The following is a 20,156-nucleotide window of genomic DNA, read 5'->3' as shown; positions in this document are numbered from 1 at the left end:
CCTCCTTTAATTTCAGGGGTTCTTATAGAAACTTGTATTTATATGTTTACGTTACCCCCTCTAAATTTCCTAAGTGATGGAGAATGAAAAATGGTTCTTTTTAATTAATTGTGAATATTCAGTAAATTGATGACAAATATCGACAATGTTTTTACTTCCCTTCCCTTATAGTTGCAGTAACAGCTAGAGTTACTTGGAAATGTAATTTTCAACGTAATTTTAGTATAAGGAGGTGCAAATTAAGTTTCTATTAACGCACTCGGGTTACTAGTTTTACAGGTTTGTTTTACATTTGAGGGGAGGAAATAATTTGAGTAAAAAACGAAAACAGGTTAGAGCATTTAGTGTAATAGCGACAATTTTAATGGTATTTTCACTAATTACACCTGGGTTTGTTGGAGCAGAATCAAATGGGAATAGTAGTTATTCTCTGAATGATTCGAAACAATCAACATCACAAGCAAAAGTAACTAGTAGTTTAACAGAACAGTTTAAAGAAAACGATAAAGTAACGTTTTTAATTAAGTTTGGCGATAAAGCGGATCCAATGAAGGCTGCTAGTAAGGCAAAAGCTGAGGCAGAGAAGGCTAAACTTTCTGCCTATAATCAAGAGTTTAAACAGCGTTCAGCTGTTATTTCTGAATTAAAAGCTACAGCTTTGGAATCTCAACAAAATGTTATGCATTATCTTGAGCAAGAAGCTGAAAAAGGTAATGCTAAAGATATTCGTTCCTTCCACATTGTAAATGGTATTGCTGTAACAGCTACAAAAGAAGTTGCCCAAAAGGTAGCGTCTTTTGCAGAAGTTGAAAAGGTATTGCCAAATGAAAAACGTCAATTAATCAATGCTACGGAACGAAATGTGCCGTTTAAAGAGGTAGAGAAAGTAACACCTGAAGAGAAAAAGAAATTAACAAAAGATTCCGCGAAACCAGAAAATAACACTCAAAACACAGAATGGAATGTTGAGCGTGTAGGTGCACCAGATGTTTGGAGTATGGGTTTTGATGGAACTGGTACAGTTGTTGCGAATATCGATACTGGTGTGGAATGGGATCACCCTGCACTAATGGAAAAATATGCAGGATATGATGCAGCGACTGGTGAAGTGGATCATACGTATAGTTTCTTTGATCCAGTAAATGGAGAAACCGTTCCATATGACAATGATGGCCATGGTACGCATACAATGGGTACAATGGTAGGTGGTGAGGATGACGGATCTAACCAAATTGGGGTAGCTCCTGGAGCGAAGTGGATTGCTGTTCAAGCATTCACCGACGACGGAGCATATGATGCAGATCTGTTAGCTGCTGCAGAGTGGATTTTAGCCCCAGGTGGAGATGCATCAAAAGCACCTGATGTGGTGAATAACTCTTGGGGTGGCGGACCAGGTCTTGATGAATGGTATCGTGACGCTGTTATTGCTTGGCGTGCTGCGGATATTTTCCCAGCGTTTGCTGCTGGTAACACAACGTTGTTTAATCCAGGAGGACCAGGGTCAGTGGCAGCACCATCTAACTATCCAGAATCGTTTGCAGTTGGTGCAACGGATAGTAGTGATAATTTAGCTGAGTTTTCATTAGAAGGTCCTTCACCGTACGATGAAGTGAAACCTGATATTTCTGCACCTGGTGTAGCAGTTCGTTCATCTGTACCTGGTGGTGGATACTCTTCTTACAATGGTACATCAATGGCAACACCAGCCGTTGCTGGAGTAGTTGCACTTCTTCGCGATATCAATGGAAATCTATCTGTTGATGATCTAGAAGAAATTTTAATGGAACACGCTGATGCAGAAGCTGGTACAAATGGAACGTATCCAGACTCTCCGAATAATGGTTTTGGTCATGGTATTGTTGATGCATTTACTGCTGCTTCAGCTATTGCAGATGGACTTGGAACTATTGAAGGCGTCGTTACTATGGATGGAGAAGATACGGAAGCACCAGTATTTGAACACGATGCACCAGACGAAGTGTTGTCGGGTGTAGAGTTACCTTTATCTGTGGTCGTCAGTGACAATGTTAGTGTTACTTCAGTTGAAGTTAGTTATGGTGGAAACACATTAGAAGCAGAACAAGTATCTGGAAACCATAAATCTGGTGAATTTGCTGTAACCATCCCTGCCGAAGATATTACAGGTGATTCATTTACTTACCAGTGGGTAATAAATGACTTTGGTGGAAATGAAGTTGTCAGTGATGAGTACGTAGTAACATTAACAGAACCAATCTTCTTTGAAGATTTTGAAGTGAATCCAGAATGGGACATTGTTGCTAGTGGTAGTGGTGAAGCTAGCTGGGAATGGGGTCAGCCAGAATCTGGTCCAGATAGTGCACCATCTGGAGAAAACCTATATGGTACAAATTTAAGTGGCGATTACAATAATAATGAAGAGACGTATTTGGATTTACCAGCGATTGAATTACCAGAAGGTGAAGCGTTCATCCAATTCGACCATTGGTATGACATTGAATCAAACTGGGATTATGGATTATTGGTTGCCACAAATGATCCGGCTGGTGAATGGACTGTGTTAGAGGAGCTTACTGGTAGCTCGAGCGGATGGGAGACTGTAGCATACGACTTATCTGAATTTAGTGGAGACGACGTTTATCTATCGTTCCTACTTGAAACAGATGGAAGTGTAACTTATCCTGGTTGGTTTATTGATAACGTTACGATTGCAGATATTCCGTTAATTGAAGTATCTACGAATGGAATTAGTAGTACACAGGTTGTTCAACCTTCGGATATTCCGCTTGATGCAACAGTCAGTGTTCTAGAAAGTGGACGTTCGACATCAACAAATCCAATCGATGGTAGCTATTCATTAACGCATAATGCAGGCGACTTTACCGTTGTTGCTGAGGCTTATGGATATGCTTCCCAAGAAGAGTCTGTAAGTTTAGGGGCAGACGAAACGGTTCAAGCCAACTTTACATTGGATGAATTGCCACAAGCAACAGTAAGTGGAACCGTAACAAGTGAAAATTCTGGAAATCCTATTGAAGGAGCAACATTACTACTAGAAGAAGATGCAAATGTTGATCCAGTTGAAACAGATGAAAATGGTCAGTTTGAACTAACAGGCTACGAAGGTACGTATACGTTAAAAGTAGTTGCTAGGGACTTTCATTCACAAGAAATTGAAATTGATCTGCATGAAGACATGACTTTGGACATTGAATTGGAGCCTTTCTACACAGTTCCTGGTGGAGAAATCGGCTATGATGATGGTACAGCTGAGAATGCTCGGGCATTCTATGATGCTGGTAACGCATGGGCTGTAAAAATGTCCTTACCAGAAGGAAGAGATTCAGCGATTGTTACGGACGGTGTATTCCAATTTCATGGTGAAGACTGGCCAGTACCTGGTGACACTCCATTTGCAGTTGAGGTTTGGTCTGCTGGAGACGATGGAATGCCAGATGAAAAATTAGCAGGTCCTGTAGACGCTGAAGCAATTCGTGATCTAAATGAATGGACTGTGGTTGATTTACGTGAACATAATATCCAAGTAGAAGGCGATTTCTTCATGGTATATGTTCAGACGCAAGCAAACCCTAATACACCTGGATTAGCAACCGATGAAAATGGAACCTATGCAGAACGCAGTTACGAAAGAGTTGGAGGCGCATGGGGACAGTCACCTGCAGATGAAGGTAACTATATGATTCGTGCTCGAGTGGCTTATGGAGTGGATGACCCGGTTATTCAATCACCTGCAGATGGAGAAATAACTAACGATTCTAATGTAACTGTTGAAGGTACTGCATCTCCATCGACAACTGTGAACCTACTTAATAACGGCGAAGAAGTAGGAACTGCAGAAATTGGTGATAACGGTGAATTTGCTTTTGATGTAGAATTATCAGAAGGTACTAATGAATTTACCGCTGTATCAATTGTAAATGATGAAGAGGCTAGTCAATCGGAGACTGTTGCCGTAACATTAGACACTCAAGCTCCTGAATTAACAATTGACCAGCCAACTGATGGAGATAAAACAAATCGTGAGACAGTAACCGTTGAAGGAACAATCGCTGATGATCACTTGGATACGGTAACTGTAAATGGACAGCAAGCATCGGTTAATGACGGCACCTATTCAAAACGTATTATCCTTGATGAAGGGGAGAATGTTATTGAAGTCGTTGCGTCCGATTTAGCTGGAAATGAATCAACGGAGACAGTTACGGTTGAAGCAGACTATACTGCACCTGAAATTGAAAATGTCACACCAACGGAAGATCAAAATCTAGAGACTGGGGAAAGTGTCCAAATAGAATTTGAAAGCGAAGAAGGATTGCGTGCAACATTTGCTATCCATATGCCGCTTACGAACTTAGGCGTATCTAACAACCCATCTGCATTGCCAATGGCAAACCCAACTGAACTTCCTATGATGGATATGGGAGATGGCCGTTATGTTGGATACTGGACAGTTCCTAGTAATCTAATTGCTGATGGCGCTAGAATCGAAGTTAAAGTAGTAGATGAATTTGGTAATGAAACTCGTCAATTCGCTGACGGTAAATTATTTATCAATGTAGATGAAGACGACGGTAATAACGGTAATGGTAAGGCAAAAGGCAAACAAAAAGGAAATAACGGCAAAGCCAAAGGGAAAAATTAATCCTTTGGATAACAATCTAATCTAATGTAAATCATTTCTAGGTTGGGACAAAAGTCTAATACTGCAAAATCCGAGCGAATTAATTAATTCGTTCGGATTTTCTTTTGAGCTAATCATACTCTTAATTCAAATTATGGATGTTACAGATTAATTTATGTGTTTAGCATAGTTAGCGTTATAAAACAAAGCAAGGACTTAGCCATAAACTTTAAAGCGGAAGAGCTTAATTATGTTACAACTCCTTCAAGAATAGAAGCAAAGTACTTTTCAAAATCATATATTATTAGTATAATAACAGTAACAATATTATATCGATTCCATCTTCGGGGCAGGGTGCAATTCCCGACCGACGGTAAGGAACTTTTGTTCTAAGTCCGTGACCCGCCAAGTAGTTCTACTTAGCGGCTGATCCGGTGTAAATCCGGGACCGACAGTTACAGTCTGGATGGGAGAAGATGTCGAGCCAAGATATAGGTGCGTATTGTACCTTTATTTCCTGTGGATTTGTTAACCCTAAGGCCCCGATTAGGAGCTTTAGGGTTTTTTGTATTTTTGAACAACAGGAAAAGGCTCATCCTTCACACGAGATGTGAATCGATAAAAGGTGAAGGGGGAGATCGATGATGCAGTCAAATACAATGCAATCATCCAAATTAGTAAGACTTATTATTCTATCATTATTGGGGGCAATTTCACTGGTTTTGTTTTTTGTGAATTTCCCATTGCCCATGTTGCCACCTTATTTGAAGGTTGATTTTAGTGATGTACCTGCGATAATGGCCACATTAATATTTTCACCGATTGCTGGGGTAATTGTTGTAGCAATTAAAAACATTTTATATTTAGCTATTGGTGGTGGAGAAATTGTAGGGGTAACGGCAAACTTTTTAGCAGGTTGTATGTTTGTTTTACCAGTCGGTATTCTTTACCATAAATATAAAAGTGTAAAAAGTATTGTTTCTGGACTTGTTACAGGAACCGTTATTATGGCCGTTGGAATGGGAATATTAAACTACTTTATTATATTGCCAGCTTATGCATTATTGATGGATTGGGGAGAAATGACCGCACAAGCAAAATGGTGGTCTGTTTTAGCCGGGATTCTTCCTTTTAACGTTATAAAAGGAATTGTTGTAGGTATGTTGTTTATTCCATTGTTTATAAAGATGAGAAGGTGGATTGAGCAGCAACAAACGAAATTTGCTTAATAAAAAAGCTAATCCTTAAATCACCACTTTTTAAGGATTAGCTTTTTTTAGTTTTGTCATATCAACTTACTTCTTTTTCGGTACAACTCCTACAGTACACCGTGAAATGCAAATTAGTTTATCTTCCTCATCCACAATTTTCACTTCCCAAACCATCGTTGTTTTTCCAACATGTAGTGGGCTGGCATTTGCTGTCACTACTCCATCCCGTTTACTCTTGATGTGGTTTGCATTAATTTCCATACCAAAAACGTTATATGCTTCCAAATCAACATGTAAGCATGCTCCAATACTTGCCGCAGATTCCGCAAGCGCAACATTTGCTCCACCATGTAAGAATCCAGCTGGTTGATGCGTCCGCTCGTCTACAGGCATTGTCATCGTAACTAAATTTTTGTCTAAAGATACAACCTCGATGCCTAAAGCTTCCATTAGCGTATTATTTAAATCCATCTAGCATCCCCCTTAGTTATTTTAAAATATATGAAAAAGTAGTAAGGATAGACCTAATGATAACCCATAAATGGTATTTGTTTTGCCTGTGGCGATCATAGCCGGCATCATTTCCAGTGGTTGTGTTTTTCCCCAGAAGTTTTTCACGACTTTGATAGCCTTTGGAATGGCAAGATACGTTAGTAAAGACCAAGTTGGTAAAATTCCAAGAAAGATATAAGTTGTCGTTAAAAGAAATGCAATACCAAATAATAGTGCAAGAAAACGAGTCGCATTAGGTCTTCCAAGTAGAATTGCGATCGTTTTGCGACCACTTTCTTTATCGCCGTCTAGGTCACGAATATTATTGGAGAGCATGATACATCCAATAAATATGGCAACAGGAATAGAGATCCAAATAACTTGGCTAGATAAGTTACCAGTTTGGATATAATAGCTAATTCCAATAATGACGGTACCCATGAAAAAACCAGAAAAAAGCTCGCCTAAAGGCGTATATGCAATTGGAAAAGGTCCGCCTGTATATAAATAGCCAAAGGCCATGCAGATTAGTCCAATTACCGCAATTAGCCAACTAGATTCCATACATATATAAACACCAAGTAGCAATGATATGAAATAAAAGACTAGTGCCAAATTCAAAACCGTTTTTGGTTTAATCCCATCGCGTACGATCGTTCCACCAATTCCAACAGATTCTTCTGTGTCAAGCCCACGAACAAAATCATAATACTCATTAAACATGTTTGTTGCAGATTGAATCAGCATGGATGCTACTAACATCGCTAAAAATAACCAAATATGAAGGGTAGTATCTTGTAATGCGACCATTGTACCGACGAAAACTGGTGCAAACGACGCAGTCAATGTATGCGGACGTAGTAACCTCCACCATACTTGAAATCCACTTCGTTCATTTAAAGCTTCTTTTATAGTATTGTTTGTTGTATTCAATATGAAGTCCCCCTGAGCTAACTATATCATATTAAGTTTATGGAAATTGGCATAAGGTGTCAATCGTATAATGTGATATGATAATAAAAGATACACATGAAAATAGATTCCTTTTCTTGAGAAAGAATAAAAAAGAGAATAAAATAAATAGAGTGTACTGACCTATTTTACATGGAGGTTTATCAATAATGTTAAAGGTGAAAGAAGATATACTTAGGTCTTTATTAGATAAAGCGATTCAAACAATACACACGAATGAAATAAAATTAGTTAGTTATACGAAGCAAATTGATGAGGCAAACCCGCTAGCTTTTTTTGAAGCAGGGAAATACATGCAGGGTAACCGAACGTTTTGGAAAAGTTCAATTGATGACTATTTTATTGTTGGGGTTGGATCTGCCCTCGAATTGGCTACTGACAATTCGACTATAACTTATATAGAAAATAAATGGCAAAACCTTTTACAGGATGCATTTATTCATAACCCGTATGAAACACCAGGTACAGGAATCGTTGCTTTAGGTGGAATGGCATTTGATCCCAAAAAAGAAAGAACCGAACTGTGGAAGGAATTCAACTCCAGCCAATTTACTATTCCGGCATTCACGTTGACGAAGTACAATAACAATTATTATTTGACAACGAATGTACAAGTTACCGCAAATGACCATCCAGAACAACTCTTTAATCAGTTAAAGGATAAGGAGGAACAGCTTATCGTTGAATCGGTTGATTTTCCAGAAAATACATCAGTCGTTTCCAAAGATGAGATTCAACCAGAAGTATGGAAGCAAACGGTAAAACATGCTACCGAACAAATAAAAAAACATGTGGCTGATAAAATTGTCCTTGCTCGTGAGGTTCGTTTGGAGTTATCAAAGAAAGCCGAGCCCACCGCTGTTTTGGATCAACTTGCTCAAACTCAACCTAACAGTTATATATTTGCATTTGATCACGGGGAAGGTTGTTTTATTGGGGCGACACCCGAACGCTTAGTCAAGCTGGAAGAAAGTCAATTACTATCAACCTGTCTGGCGGGTACAGCACCACGTGGAGAAACATTGGAAGAAGATGAGAAATATAAAATTACGTTATTTAATGATCAAAAAAATCGGGAGGAACATGATTTTGTTGTGCAAATGATAAAAAATTCCATGGAGGATTATTGCGATAATATCGATGTTCCTAATGAACCTAGTATTTTACAGTTACGAAATTTACAACATTTGTATACACCCGTTCGCGCGAAAATTAAAGATGGGTTTAGTATCTTTGATGTAATTGATAAGTTACATCCAACTCCCGCTTTAGGTGGTACACCAAGAGAAGCATCATTACAGTTCATTCGTGAAAATGAACAATTGGATCGTGGGTGGTATGGCGCTCCTATCGGTTGGTTAGATAGTAACCAAAATGGGGAATTTGCAGTGGCAATTCGTTCAGGACTTATTCAAGGGAAGCATGCTTCCTTATTTGCCGGCTGTGGCATTGTAAAAGACTCAGACCCAGAAGCTGAGTATGAAGAAACAACTATAAAATTATTACCAATGTTGTCCGTATTAGGAGGGGCATAATGGAGTACAGAGAACAACTAACAAGATATGTTGCAAATTTCGTTGATGAATTGGCCAAATCAGGGATGACAGATGTCGTCATCTCTCCTGGTTCTAGGTCAACTCCATTAGCAATGACTTTTGCAGAACATCCAAGTATCAAAGAATGGATTGTTTTAGATGAACGATCTGCGGCCTTTTTTGGCCTAGGTTTGGCAAAGCAAACGAAACGACCAGTAGCTTTATTGTGTTCTTCAGGCACTGCAACTGCGAATTATTTTCCAGCAATTATTGAAGCGTACCATAGTCGGGTTCCGTTGGTTGTTTTAACAGCAGATCGACCTCATGAATTACGTGATGTAGGGGCTCCTCAAGCAATTGATCAAATTAAATTGTATGGGAACTATGTTAAATGGTTTCATGAAATGGCATTACCTGAAGCCACTAATACGATGGTCGGATATACTCGAAGCAAAGCTGCTAGAGCTATACATACTGCTCGATTAGATAATCCGGGCCCGGTTCATTTGAATTTTCCTCTCCGTGAACCGTTGATTCCAGATTTTTCATTAGAAGCTATTTGGGGAGACGACACGGAGGAATCTTATTTACCGGTTTATCAAAGTGTGAAGACCCAGTCAGAAGAGACAATCGACTCGATCATAACTTTACTGCAATCCAAAAAACGTGGTGTGATTGTGTGTGGACCACAAGTTGATGAAAATGCTAGTCAAGCTATTACAGAGCTGGCAGAAGCATGGGGATTACCAATTTTAGTAGACCCATTATCACAAATGAGAGCAGGAAAGCATTCCAAAGACAACTTAATTGAAGGGTATGATGCCTTCTTTAGAAGTGAAACATTGCGCCAAGAATTAAAAGCGGATTTTATTATTCGGTTCGGAGCTATGCCAGTTTCCAAGGCGTATCTTTTTTATGTTCAAGAGCATCAAGATGTGAAACAGTTTATTATTGAGAGTCATTCTGGATATCGAGAGCCTGTTGGAAATAAAACAACATTTATTTATTCAGATCCAGTTACGGTTTGCGCGCAATTTATGGATTCTGGAAGAGATCTAGAATTTGATCATAATTGGTTGGGAAAATGGCAGACAATGAACAAAGTCGCTAAGAAACGTATCGAAAGTGTCTCAGATGATTATCTTACAGAAGGTTCTACGGTTCGTTCGTTGTTCCAAGTTATCCCTGATGAAAGTAGTCTTTACGTTGGAAATAGTATGGCAGTTCGGGATGTAGATACATTTTTCTTATCTACATCAAAGCAAATAAATGTATTAGCAAATCGCGGGGCTAATGGAATTGATGGAATAATATCAAGTGGAATTGGAGCGGCTGCATTTGGTAAACCTGTAACACTGGTTCTAGGGGATTTGTCTTTTTTTCATGATATGAACGGACTACTCGCTGCGAAGCATTATTCAATTAATGTAACGATTCTATTAATTAATAATAATGGTGGTGGAATATTTTCCTTTTTACCACAGGCAACAGAAAGAAAACATTTTGAAGCTTTATTTGGTACCCCAGTTGACTTGCAATTTAAGCAAGCAGTGGATATGTATGGTGGTTCTTATCATACAGCTGAATCGGAAGAGGAGCTTAAGCGTGTCTTAAGCAACAGTTATCAAGAGTCAGGATTGTCCGTTGTAGAGGTTTTTACCGACCGGGAAGAGAATGTAAAATGGCATCGTGAACTTTGGTCTAATATTGAAACAGATATTCGTGAGTCGGTGATCAAATGAAATTTTCTGTAGGGGATGCAACCTATTGGTATGAAGTTCATGGATCTGGAGAGCCGATTGTACTTTTACATGGTTTTACTGGAAGCACGAAAACTTGGGCACCGTTTGTTACGGATTGGGAAAATGATTTCCAAATAATAACGATAGATCTACCGGGGCATGGTCGTACTCAAATCGATACACCGAGGTCCATGGAAGCCTGCTGTGAAGATTTGTCACAGTTATTTGAACATCTGAGCCTTCATTCCTTTCACTTAATCGGTTATTCAATGGGAGGTAGAACGGCATTATCCTTCGCAATGCTTTATCCTAACTATATCAACTCGCTAATTTTAGAAAGTTCCTCACCAGGCTTAGAAATGGAAGAGGATCGTCATAAAAGGCAGGTCAATGATGAAACACTTGCACAGCGAATTGAGAAAGAAGGGGTAGCTTCCTTTGTGAAATTTTGGGAGAATATTCCATTGTTTGAAACGCAAAAGAAGCTAGATGAACATATACAACGATCCATTCGTGAAGAAAGGCTGGCTCAATCAAAAGAAGGATTAGCTTCCTCGTTACGGTTTATGGGAACAGGGAGTCAACCAAACTGGTGGGGGAAATTAAATACGCTTAAGCAACCAGTTCTACTCATTGTGGGAGAGCTAGATGAAAAATTTGTTCGAATGAATCAGAGAATGAGGGAAAGCCTACCAAATAGCCAATTAATTGTAGTTAATAACGCAGGACATGCAATTCATGTGGAACAACCAGAGATTTTTGGTAAAATAGTAAAGGAGTTTATTTTTGATAGATAAAAGGGAAAAGCTTTTTTATCTGTGCAAAATTATTTAAGCTCCTCCCGCCAAGATACGCGGGACAGGTTCTAACCAATGAACTTAAAATACATAAAAAGGAGGATTTTCATGACTGTAGCTTGGGAAAAGGTAAGAGATTATGAAGAAATTATCTACGAAAAATATAATGGTATTGCAAAAGTTACCATTAACCGTCCAGAAAAACGAAATGCATTCACTCCATTAACAGTTAACGAGATGATCGATGCATTTGCAGATGCTCGTGATGATTCATCTATTGGGGTTATTGTATTAGCTGGTGAAGGAGAAAAAGCATTTTGTTCCGGTGGCGATCAATCGGTTCGAGGACATGGTGGATATGTAGGTACTGACCAAATTCCTCGTTTAAACGTGTTAGATCTTCAGCGTTTAATTCGTACAATACCGAAACCTGTAATTGCAATGGTGTCAGGATATGCAATTGGTGGAGGTCATGTACTACACGTAGTTTGTGACTTAACCATTGCAGCAGACAACGCAATTTTTGGACAAACAGGACCAAAAGTAGGAAGCTTTGATGCAGGATATGGTGCTGGATTATTAGCTCGTATGGTTGGTCATAAACGTGCTCGTGAAATTTGGTATCTATGCCGTCAATACAATGCAGAGGAAGCATATGAGATGGGATTAGTAAATACGGTTGTTCCATTAGATAGATTAGAGGAAGAAACAATACAATGGTGTGAAGAGATTTTAGAAAAATCACCAACTGCTTTACGCTTCTTAAAAGCTTCCTTTAATGCGGATACAGATGGATTAGCTGGACTACAGCAAATGGGTGGAGATGCAACACTTCTTTACTACACTTCTGATGAAGCAAAAGAAGGTAGAGATGCATTTAAAGAAAAAAGAAAACCAGACTTTGATCAATTCCCGCGTTTCCCGTGATCAACTAGACGAAATTTTTGTGAAAAACCTTTGCTGTGTAGCAAAGGTTTTTCCATTCCTATAGGAGGAGATATTATGTCCGAATCTATACCCCACTGGCTTACCAAACAAGCAGACTTAGCGCCAAAGCAATCAGCGGTCGAGTTAGAAGATGGTACAAAGATTACTTTTTTGGAATTAAAGACTAAAAGTCAATCCTTTGCGAAGAAGTTAGCAACAAGTGGTGTAAGGAAAGGAAGTCATGTCGGGATATTATCCAATAATAATATACATATGATTATTGCCATACATGCATTAAGTTATATTGGCGCAATTGGCGTATTATTAAATACACGATTAACAACAGAAGAACTTCATTATCAGATAAAGGATGCAGAAGTTTCTCATTTACTAACATCAGTCGAATTGCTATCAACTGCAGAAAGGTTAGATGTACCGGTTACCCATTCCTTTTCTGAAATTGATCACATGAAAGAAAGAGCTATTAATCTTCAAGAAGAATTACAGCTAGAAGATTATTTCACTATCATTTATACTTCTGGAACTACTGGATTCCCTAAAGGTGTGATGCATACTTATGGAAATCATTGGTGGAGTGCAATTGGTTCTGCTTTAAATTTAGGTTTGTCCAAAGAGGATAAATGGTTAGCTGCCCTACCAATGTTTCATGTTGGGGGATTATCCATTTATTTAAAAAGCGTTATTTATGGGATGTCTGTTTTATTATTTGAGAAATTCGATGAGAAACAGGTGCACCATGCAATCATGAATCGTGGAGTCACCATGGTATCAGTAGTTACGGTTATGGTTCAACGGCTTCTAGAAGAGCTTGGAAAGGAGTCCTATCCGAGTAAGTTTCGTTGTATGTTGTTAGGCGGTGGGCCGGCTCCTAGACCATTGTTAGAGAAAGCAAAGGAAAAAGAAATCCCGATCTTTCAATCCTATGGTATGACCGAAACGTCTTCACAAATTGTTACCCTTAGTCCTACAGATGCTTTAGAAAAGCTTGGTTCTGCAGGTAAGCCATTGGTTCCTGCTCAGCTTCGGATACATCAGCCGGATGCTGAAAAAGTCGGAGAAATATATGTTAAGGGGCCTATGGTAACGAAGGGGTATTTCAAAAATAAAGAAGCTACAAAAAAAGCCTTCCAGGAAGGGTGGTTAGCAACAGGGGATTTAGGATATGTGGATGAAGATGGTTTTTTGTATGTCGTTGATCGACGCAAAGACTTAATAATTTCAGGTGGAGAAAACATTTATCCATCTGAGGTTGAGAGTGTATTGGCAGGGATGGAATCTATTAAGGAAATTGGAGTTGTTGGAAAGGAAGATCCGACATGGGGACAAATTCCAGTTGCGTTCGTCGTAGTTAGTAATAGTGTAAAGCAAGAAGAAATTAAACTGTATGCTAAAAAGCGACTTGCAAAGTATAAAGTACCGAAAGAAATCTATTTTGTCGAAGCTCTCCCAAGAAATGCATCAAATAAATTAGTAAGGACAAAACTATTAGACCTCATTCCTTAAAAATGTAGTATTTGTTACATTTTAGAGTAAAGACGCGTTTTTCGTTACTCTATGACATCTGTGGATTATCATACTGCAAAATGAAATGATCGTTTACGTGAAAACCAATGACAGCAAGGAACATTCACGGTTCGATTCTCTTTATGAAAGCAGAAGTATAAACCAAGAGATGAGAAGTAACGGTTGATTATCCTAATATTTCTATCAAATTAATAGAAGGCTGAAAAATAGTGGTTGGGACAAAAATAACACGCTCTATTCTAAAGACAATGATTATAATATGGATGTTTATAGTGAGTAGTTCACTTTGTTGGAGATAAACTTAATTAACTAACGAATTAGCATATACTAAATCGCATAGTGATTGGTATGCTTGTTTTTGTTTATATATTAGTATTCCCTTACAAAGGACATTGCTTTTAGCATGATCACACAAATTAACAGTCCACTATCTGATGTTAGTAGGTTACTAATTACTATGTTATTTTCATTGCTAATTGAGGACTATTTGTAAAATCGTTGTGAGAGGACTGTGGAACCATATGCTATTTGTTAGGTGGTTTAATATTTTCTCCACGGTAAGTGTTAATCATCGAGCCCTCCTATATATTACGTAGAAACATGTGAGTTATACCATTTTTAATCACTTATAAAACTAAATAATTCTATCTATTTATAGTTAAGTCTTTAGTAATAATACTCAATACCCTATTACTTATTTGAATTTTCACCAAATTAGGTCTGCTTAACTATTAATACTATTTCCTAAATATGGTATAAAAATATTAGGCATCTAGTTATTACATACATTGTATTTTAAATGGGAGGAGGTATGAAACATGGAGAAGCAGCACTATGTAAGTAAAATTTCAGAGGAGGAATTAAAAAACCTAGCAGGTGGCTCTGAAGAAGTTACTCCTCAAAGTACAGTGGTTTGCGTTTCACTTAGACTGTGTAAGTGGAGTATTAAGTATTGTCCAAGCTTCAAGAGAAAATGCTGGATGTAATAATTAGCAACTTCTAACTATACCAACCAATTCTGAATTTCACTAGATTCAGAGTTGGTTGGTTAATTTCAATGAAAGGATTGACAGGGATGAATAAAAGTATCCAATTAGATATTAGAAGAATAAAGAAAGACTCCCTTTATCCATCTGAAAGAAGAAAGAGAATAGATAAAGAATTACCGATTAATGAGTTGCTTAGAAAAGAAAAATCAACTATATGGATGAAGCTACTAAAGCAATACGGTATATTAGAAAAAAATGAGTACTTAAATTATTTTGGTGAAGAAGACAAGGCATCTGGCATTTTCACTACTTTCTACCCCGCCTTTCTTAGAATTGCCGAAGACTATTTAGAAGCTGAACTAAACACAATCGAAAATATATCACTAATTAGTGATATAGAAACACTTAAAAACAATATTATGGAATTTATAAGTGAAAATATAGCATACTTATGTGTTCGTGTACTAATTCAAGACATAAATGAATTAAGAGAAGAAAGCAGATTAATAGGCAATACATCTGAAGAACGATACGAATATTACATCAATCATATACTGTCAAAATCAAATAAACAACATGACATACTACAACGATATCCAGTTCTTGCTAGAATCTTATTTGAAACCATAGTTCTTTATACAAATAGTATTATAGAAGCTATTTCACACTTTTCTAAAGATAGATCTGAACTTGTTCAAACATTCAATTTACTGCAAGAAGACTATATAACCACCTTATCTTTGCAACTTGGAGATACTCATAATAATGGGCGAAGCGTCATTTTATTTCAACTTTCCTCTGGTAAAAAAATCGTTTATAAGCCAAGATCACTTTCAATCGATCAGCATTTCCAGGAATTATTAGCATGGATAAATCATAAGAACACTGGATTACCTTTAAAAACTATTACTATTTTAGATAGAGGTAGCTATGGATGGCAGGAATATGTGGAACACGTTCCTTGTAGATCGAAAGAAGAGGTATCTCGATTTTATGAGAGACAAGGGTATTATTTAGCTATTCTATACATATTAAATGCTACAGATTTTCATTATGAAAATCTTATAGCAAATGGAGAAAATCCAATGCTAATAGACTTGGAAGGACTAATTCAAAATACTAACAAAAACTTAAATGTGGATTCTTCAGCTTATGCGAGGGCGTTTAAGAAACTAATGGATTCTGTATTATCAATAGGTATGCTACCTGTATCCTATATTAAATCTAATATATTAGGTTTTGATTTTAGTGGCCTTGGTGGGGATGAGGGTCAGGATACAGGACATGAAACGTTCTCAATAGAAAATACTCACACGGATAAGATGAAATTAGTTAAGGTTGCAGCATTTTCTGAAGCTAGCAAAAATCGTCCTTTCAAGGAAGATAAAAATATCGATGTTTCACAATTTAACATGGAGATTATAAAAGGTTTTCAGGAGATTTACACTTTACTTCTTGAACATAAAAATGAGTTACTTTCGTCTAATGGTCCTCTTTCTCCGTTTAAAAATGATTCAGTTAGAGTGATCCTAAGGAGCACTCAGATCTATGCTACATTCATAGACTCAAGCTATCATCCTGATTATTTAACAGATGGGGATAGTAGGGAACGCCTTGTAAACCTCCTATGGACCGCAAAAAAGAATAATCCAGATTTTGAGGATATCATTATGTATGAATGCAGAGATGTATTAAAAGGCGACATTCCTTATTTTTATTGTTATACGAATTCTAGAGATTTATATCATCCATTAGGTAAAGTGAAGAGTGATTATTATAACATCTCAAATTTTGATTGTTTGATGGAGCGAATAGGGACACTAAGTATTACAGATATGAAGGAACAATTAAGTTTTATAGAGAATTCACTAATAGCTCAATATTCCAATCATAATCACCAATCAAACGAAACTATCAGAGATTACTCCAATAATTCACCTATAGAATTATTAAATAATACCGACCAATTCTTGGAACTTGCTCAGCTAGTCGGTAATGATTTAAAAAATGATGCGATAATTGGTGAAGATAATGATATTACTTGGTTGGGAATGAATTTAAGCATGAATGACCAACTTATGTTTAGTCCAGTTGAGTCTGATTTATATGATGGTCTGTTGGGGATTGGGCTGTTTTATGCAAACCTATACCGAGTAACCCAAAATGAAGAAAATAAAGTATTAGCTGAAAAGTGTATTCAAACAGCTGTGAAGAATTTAAACTATGAACAACTTCCTTTATCTACCTTTTATGGATATGGAGCATACGCATATGCTTTAGGTAATTATTCGATTATTTTTCAAGACAAAAAGTATTTATTGGAAGCGAAGAATATTTTAACAAAGTCTACTGAACAGATCATTTCAGATGAAGCACTAGATTTTATGGGAGGTTCTGCAGGTCTAATAATCACCTGTATTAATCTCTATAAGAAAACTGGTGAATCATATTTATTGGAAATTGCGAAAACATGTGGTGAATCGCTTTTATTAAAATCCGAGAAACAAGCAACAGGTATTGCATGGAGATCCAATCAATTAGGAAAGCCACTTGCAGGTCTTTCTCACGGCTCATCAGGTTTCAGTTGGGCTCTAGCCGAATTATACTCATTTACCAATGATAATAAATACATGGAAGCTTTACAAGAATCATTAAAGTATGAAAGGTCATTGTACAACAAAAAGCAACAAAATTGGTTAGATTTACGTGATGGGGTTGAAAAATTCAATAGACCAATGTGGTGCCATGGAGCATCTGGTATTGGAATGAGTAGATTAATGATTCGTAATAATTTACCTAAAAACCAAGAAATCGAAAATGAAATAAAAATTGCTTTAGCTAAAACAAAGAAATATGGATTTGGTGGTACACACAGTTTATGTCATGGTGACTTAGGAAATGTAGATTTATTATTAATTGCTTCAGAACACTATCAAAAAAGTGGATTAAAAGAGCTTGCGTGGAAAATTGGGGAAGATGTAGCTTTAGAGGTTAAGGGTAGAGAAACAAAATTTGGAATGCCTTCTGGTGCAAAAAGTCCTGGATTAATGGTTGGACAAGCGGGTATAGGGTATGGTTTTTTGAGACTAGCTGTCCCAGAGATTATACCATCAGTATTAACCCTAGGATTATCTGAATGATAGGGGGATTAATTAATGAAATCAAGAATAAAAACAAAAAGAAAGGTACCACTTAAGAGACAGATTGCACAAACGGACTGTGCGATTAACTGTTTATCCATGATTTTAGGTTATTATAAAAGTTATGTGAGTTTCCATGAATTACAAGAAAGGCTCGGAGGAGGTCGAGACGGGATTACACTTCTGGCCTTAAGAAATACAGCTACTAATATTGGATTTCAAACAGAGGTGTTAAAAGCAAGTGAGATTAAGTATATAGAATCACCAGTTATCGTCTACTGGGACAATTACCATTATGTTGTTTTAGAGAAGATTAAAAAAGAAAACTATTATGTACTTGACCCTGCGCTAGGAAGAATTGTTTATTCTAAAGAGGAATTCGACATTCATTTCTCTAATTATTACCTAGTTTTGAAACCTAACGAAAATTTTAAACGCGTAAAACAGAAAAATGTTTGGTTACCTTACCTTAAAATGACAATAGAAAAACCAAAAATTCTTATATCCATACTATTATGGTCATTGTTCATTCAATTAACTACAGTAGCTATGCCCGTCATATCTAAGTTTGCTATTGATGAGATAGTATTACCGGGGGATTACGAGTTTCTGTCTGCATTTTTTATCAGTATTATTGGTTTGATACTTTTCCAAGGAGTAGTATCTTATCTTCGTGGAAGATTCTTAGCTAATTTAAGGGTTCATCTTGATTGGAGACTCATGAGTAGGTTCTTTAAACATCTGATACAGCTTCCCTTTCAATATTTTCAAACAAGATCATTCGGTGATATCGTTTATAGGGCAAATTCTCACGTCATGATAAGGGAACTTTTTTCCCATCAGACTATAATGAGTCTATTAGATTCTACTTTAATTATAATTATCTTAATTTATATGACAATGAACTCAGTTTGGTTAGCAGCTTGTGTTGTCATGTTTGGGTTATTAAATGTTCTACTATTAACTTCAACTCAAAATAAACTGAAGCAACGCGCAGAGGAAGAACTTTCAGAACAATCCGCTTTTCAGGATGCACAAGTCGAAACTATTTATGGCATTTTTGGCATTAAAATGGCTGGTGTAGAAAATAAAATATATAACCAATGGCAACATTTGTTTCGTAATGTATTGGTAGCATTTAAGAGAAAAGAGTATTTTTCTAATCATGTTAATGCTTATATGGCAAGCTTAGAATTAGCGGCTCCACTGATGATTTTAGGGTTCGCCTTATATCAAGTGCAACTTGGGAACATTACAACTGGTACAATGGTTGCGTTTTATTCATTAACTGGTATATTTTTTGGTTCGGTTTCTTCATTAATAGAGACAGCGAAAAGTATGGTCATGATGAATACATATTTACAACGAATGAATGATGTATTAGATGCACCGACAGATAATATACCAGAAGATTGCAAGCAAGTAGAAAAGCTAAGAGGAGATATCAAGTTAAGAAATGTAAGTTTTTCTTATACAAAATATAGCCAACCAGTATTAAAAAACATATCATTAGATATTCAAGCTGGACAAAAAGTTGCTATAGTTGGTCCTTCTGGTTCTGGGAAAAGTACGTTAGCTCGAATGCTATTAGGCCTTTATGAACCTGATAGTGGTGATATTTTTTATGATGAAAATAATTTAAACCAACTAGATAAACAATGGTTACGTAGAAATATTGGAGTAGTCCCCCAAGATGCAACATTATTTAATAAATCTATTCTTCATAACATATCTGTTTATGATGAACACCCTTCAATGGATAGCGTAGCAGAAGCGGCCAAAATTGCTCAAATACATGATGAAATTATGGAAATGCCAATGGGGTATTATACACCTGTATCGGAAATGTCAATGAATATTTCAGGCGGACAAAAACAACGAATTATGTTGGCACGAGCAATCCTACAAAGACCTTCCATTTTATTACTAGATGAAGCGACTAGTTCACTAGATAACTTAAACGAAAAAGGAATAGATCATCATTTAAGTAAAATGAACTGTACTCGAGTTGTAATTGCACATCGCTTAAGTACCATCAAAGATGCAGATCTCATTATTGTATTAAAAAATGGAGAAATTGAAGAAACTGGGAATCATGAAGAATTAATGAGAAGAAATGGATATTATAGTAATTTATATTCTTCAAATGCAGAGTATGCTATCACGTAAAGGGAGTGTCTGTTAT

12 protein-coding genes and 1 riboswitch are annotated in these 20,156 nt (G+C 36.9%); of the genes, 10 read left to right on the top strand and 2 right to left on the bottom strand.

Features of this window, described 5'->3' with window-relative positions; genetic code table 11:
* Positions 1–364 precede the first annotated feature (364 nt).
* Both BMX40_RS10845 and BMX40_RS10840 read left to right on the top strand, forming a co-directional pair.
* Entirely contained in the window at positions 365–4,642 is a 4,278-nt protein-coding gene (locus BMX40_RS10845) for a S8 family peptidase (RefSeq protein ID WP_090870001.1), read from the top strand.
* Positions 4,643–4,957: 315 nt separating this feature from the next.
* Positions 4,958–5,103, top strand: a riboswitch (FMN riboswitch).
* A 162-nt stretch (positions 5,104–5,265) separates the two neighbouring features.
* Positions 5,266–5,850, top strand: coding sequence for an ECF transporter S component (locus BMX40_RS10840; RefSeq protein ID WP_244513502.1), 585 nt, complete (start codon positions 5,266–5,268; stop codon positions 5,848–5,850).
* Positions 5,851–5,916: 66 nt separating this feature from the next.
* On the opposite strand, the gene BMX40_RS10835 is transcribed toward BMX40_RS10840, so the two are convergent.
* Both BMX40_RS10835 and BMX40_RS10830 read right to left on the bottom strand, forming a co-directional pair.
* Positions 5,917–6,303: a hotdog fold thioesterase gene (locus BMX40_RS10835; protein WP_090869758.1), complete on the bottom strand. Its 387-nt coding sequence runs from the start codon at positions 6,301–6,303 to the stop codon at positions 5,917–5,919.
* A 21-nt stretch (positions 6,304–6,324) separates the two neighbouring features.
* Complete coding sequence (locus BMX40_RS10830) at positions 6,325–7,260, bottom strand: 1,4-dihydroxy-2-naphthoate polyprenyltransferase (protein WP_090869756.1); 936 nt, start codon at positions 7,258–7,260, stop codon at positions 6,325–6,327.
* A gap of 185 nt (positions 7,261–7,445) precedes the next feature.
* On the opposite strand from BMX40_RS10830, the gene BMX40_RS10825 reads away from it, so the two are divergent.
* The 8 genes from BMX40_RS10825 (at position 7,446) to BMX40_RS10795 (ending at position 20,140) form a co-directional block, all read left to right on the top strand.
* Positions 7,446–8,831, top strand: coding sequence for an isochorismate synthase (locus tag BMX40_RS10825; protein ID WP_090869754.1), 1,386 nt, complete (start codon positions 7,446–7,448; stop codon positions 8,829–8,831).
* Positions 8,831–10,573, top strand: coding sequence for a 2-succinyl-5-enolpyruvyl-6-hydroxy-3-cyclohexene-1-carboxylic-acid synthase (gene menD / locus BMX40_RS10820; protein WP_090869752.1), 1,743 nt, complete (start codon positions 8,831–8,833; stop codon positions 10,571–10,573). Before BMX40_RS10825 ends, menD begins: the two co-directional genes overlap by 1 nt.
* Positions 10,570–11,370 (top strand): 2-succinyl-6-hydroxy-2,4-cyclohexadiene-1-carboxylate synthase, encoded by an 801-nt coding sequence (gene menH / locus BMX40_RS10815; protein WP_090869750.1) that lies wholly within the window; start codon positions 10,570–10,572, stop codon positions 11,368–11,370. The genes menD and menH overlap by 4 nt, the downstream gene beginning before the upstream one ends.
* A gap of 108 nt (positions 11,371–11,478) precedes the next feature.
* The gene (menB, locus tag BMX40_RS10810; protein ID WP_090869748.1) at positions 11,479–12,297 is read left to right on the top strand and encodes a 1,4-dihydroxy-2-naphthoyl-CoA synthase; all 819 of its coding nucleotides are present in this window, start codon (positions 11,479–11,481) and stop codon (positions 12,295–12,297) included.
* Between the two features lie 75 nt (positions 12,298–12,372).
* A complete protein-coding gene (locus tag BMX40_RS10805; RefSeq protein ID WP_090869746.1) occupies positions 12,373–13,821 on the top strand; it encodes an o-succinylbenzoate--CoA ligase in 1,449 nt (482 codons plus the stop codon).
* 839 nt (positions 13,822–14,660) lie between these two features.
* A complete protein-coding gene (locus BMX40_RS20255; protein ID WP_170840757.1) occupies positions 14,661–14,828 on the top strand; it encodes a class II lanthipeptide, LchA2/BrtA2 family in 168 nt (55 codons plus the stop codon).
* 89 nt (positions 14,829–14,917) lie between these two features.
* Positions 14,918–17,971: a type 2 lanthipeptide synthetase LanM family protein gene (locus tag BMX40_RS10800; protein ID WP_090869744.1), complete on the top strand. Its 3,054-nt coding sequence runs from the start codon at positions 14,918–14,920 to the stop codon at positions 17,969–17,971.
* A 15-nt stretch (positions 17,972–17,986) separates the two neighbouring features.
* Positions 17,987–20,140, top strand: a complete 2,154-nt coding sequence (locus BMX40_RS10795; protein WP_244513490.1) for a peptidase domain-containing ABC transporter — start codon at positions 17,987–17,989, stop codon at positions 20,138–20,140.
* Positions 20,141–20,156: the final 16 nt, after the last annotated feature.

Source organism: Oceanobacillus limi, assembly GCF_900111445.1.
GTDB classification, from domain to species: Bacteria; Bacillota; Bacilli; order Bacillales; family Amphibacillaceae; genus Ornithinibacillus; species Ornithinibacillus limi.
Note: the sequence above shows the minus strand (reverse complement) of the source record. Positions and strands in the feature narration are given on the sequence as shown.

What these genes read in the sequence shown, in the direction of transcription:
- BMX40_RS10845 (WP_090870001.1), top strand. Translation starts at nt 365, where the DNA reads ATGGTATTTTCACTAATTACACCTGGGTTTGTTGGAGCAGAATCAAAT.
- BMX40_RS10840 (WP_244513502.1), top strand. Translation starts at nt 5,266, where the DNA reads ATGCAGTCAAATACAATGCAATCATCCAAATTAGTAAGACTTATTATT.
- BMX40_RS10835 (WP_090869758.1), bottom strand. Translation starts at nt 6,303, where the DNA reads ATGGATTTAAATAATACGCTAATGGAAGCTTTAGGCATCGAGGTTGTA.
- BMX40_RS10825 (WP_090869754.1), top strand. Translation starts at nt 7,446, where the DNA reads ATGTTAAAGGTGAAAGAAGATATACTTAGGTCTTTATTAGATAAAGCG.
- menD (WP_090869752.1), top strand. Translation starts at nt 8,831, where the DNA reads ATGGAGTACAGAGAACAACTAACAAGATATGTTGCAAATTTCGTTGAT.
- menH (WP_090869750.1), top strand. Translation starts at nt 10,570, where the DNA reads ATGAAATTTTCTGTAGGGGATGCAACCTATTGGTATGAAGTTCATGGA.
- menB (WP_090869748.1), top strand. Translation starts at nt 11,479, where the DNA reads ATGACTGTAGCTTGGGAAAAGGTAAGAGATTATGAAGAAATTATCTAC.
- BMX40_RS10805 (WP_090869746.1), top strand. Translation starts at nt 12,373, where the DNA reads ATGTCCGAATCTATACCCCACTGGCTTACCAAACAAGCAGACTTAGCG.
- BMX40_RS20255 (WP_170840757.1), top strand. Translation starts at nt 14,661, where the DNA reads ATGGAGAAGCAGCACTATGTAAGTAAAATTTCAGAGGAGGAATTAAAA.
- BMX40_RS10800 (WP_090869744.1), top strand. Translation starts at nt 14,918, where the DNA reads ATGAATAAAAGTATCCAATTAGATATTAGAAGAATAAAGAAAGACTCC.
- BMX40_RS10795 (WP_244513490.1), top strand. Translation starts at nt 17,987, where the DNA reads ATGAAATCAAGAATAAAAACAAAAAGAAAGGTACCACTTAAGAGACAG.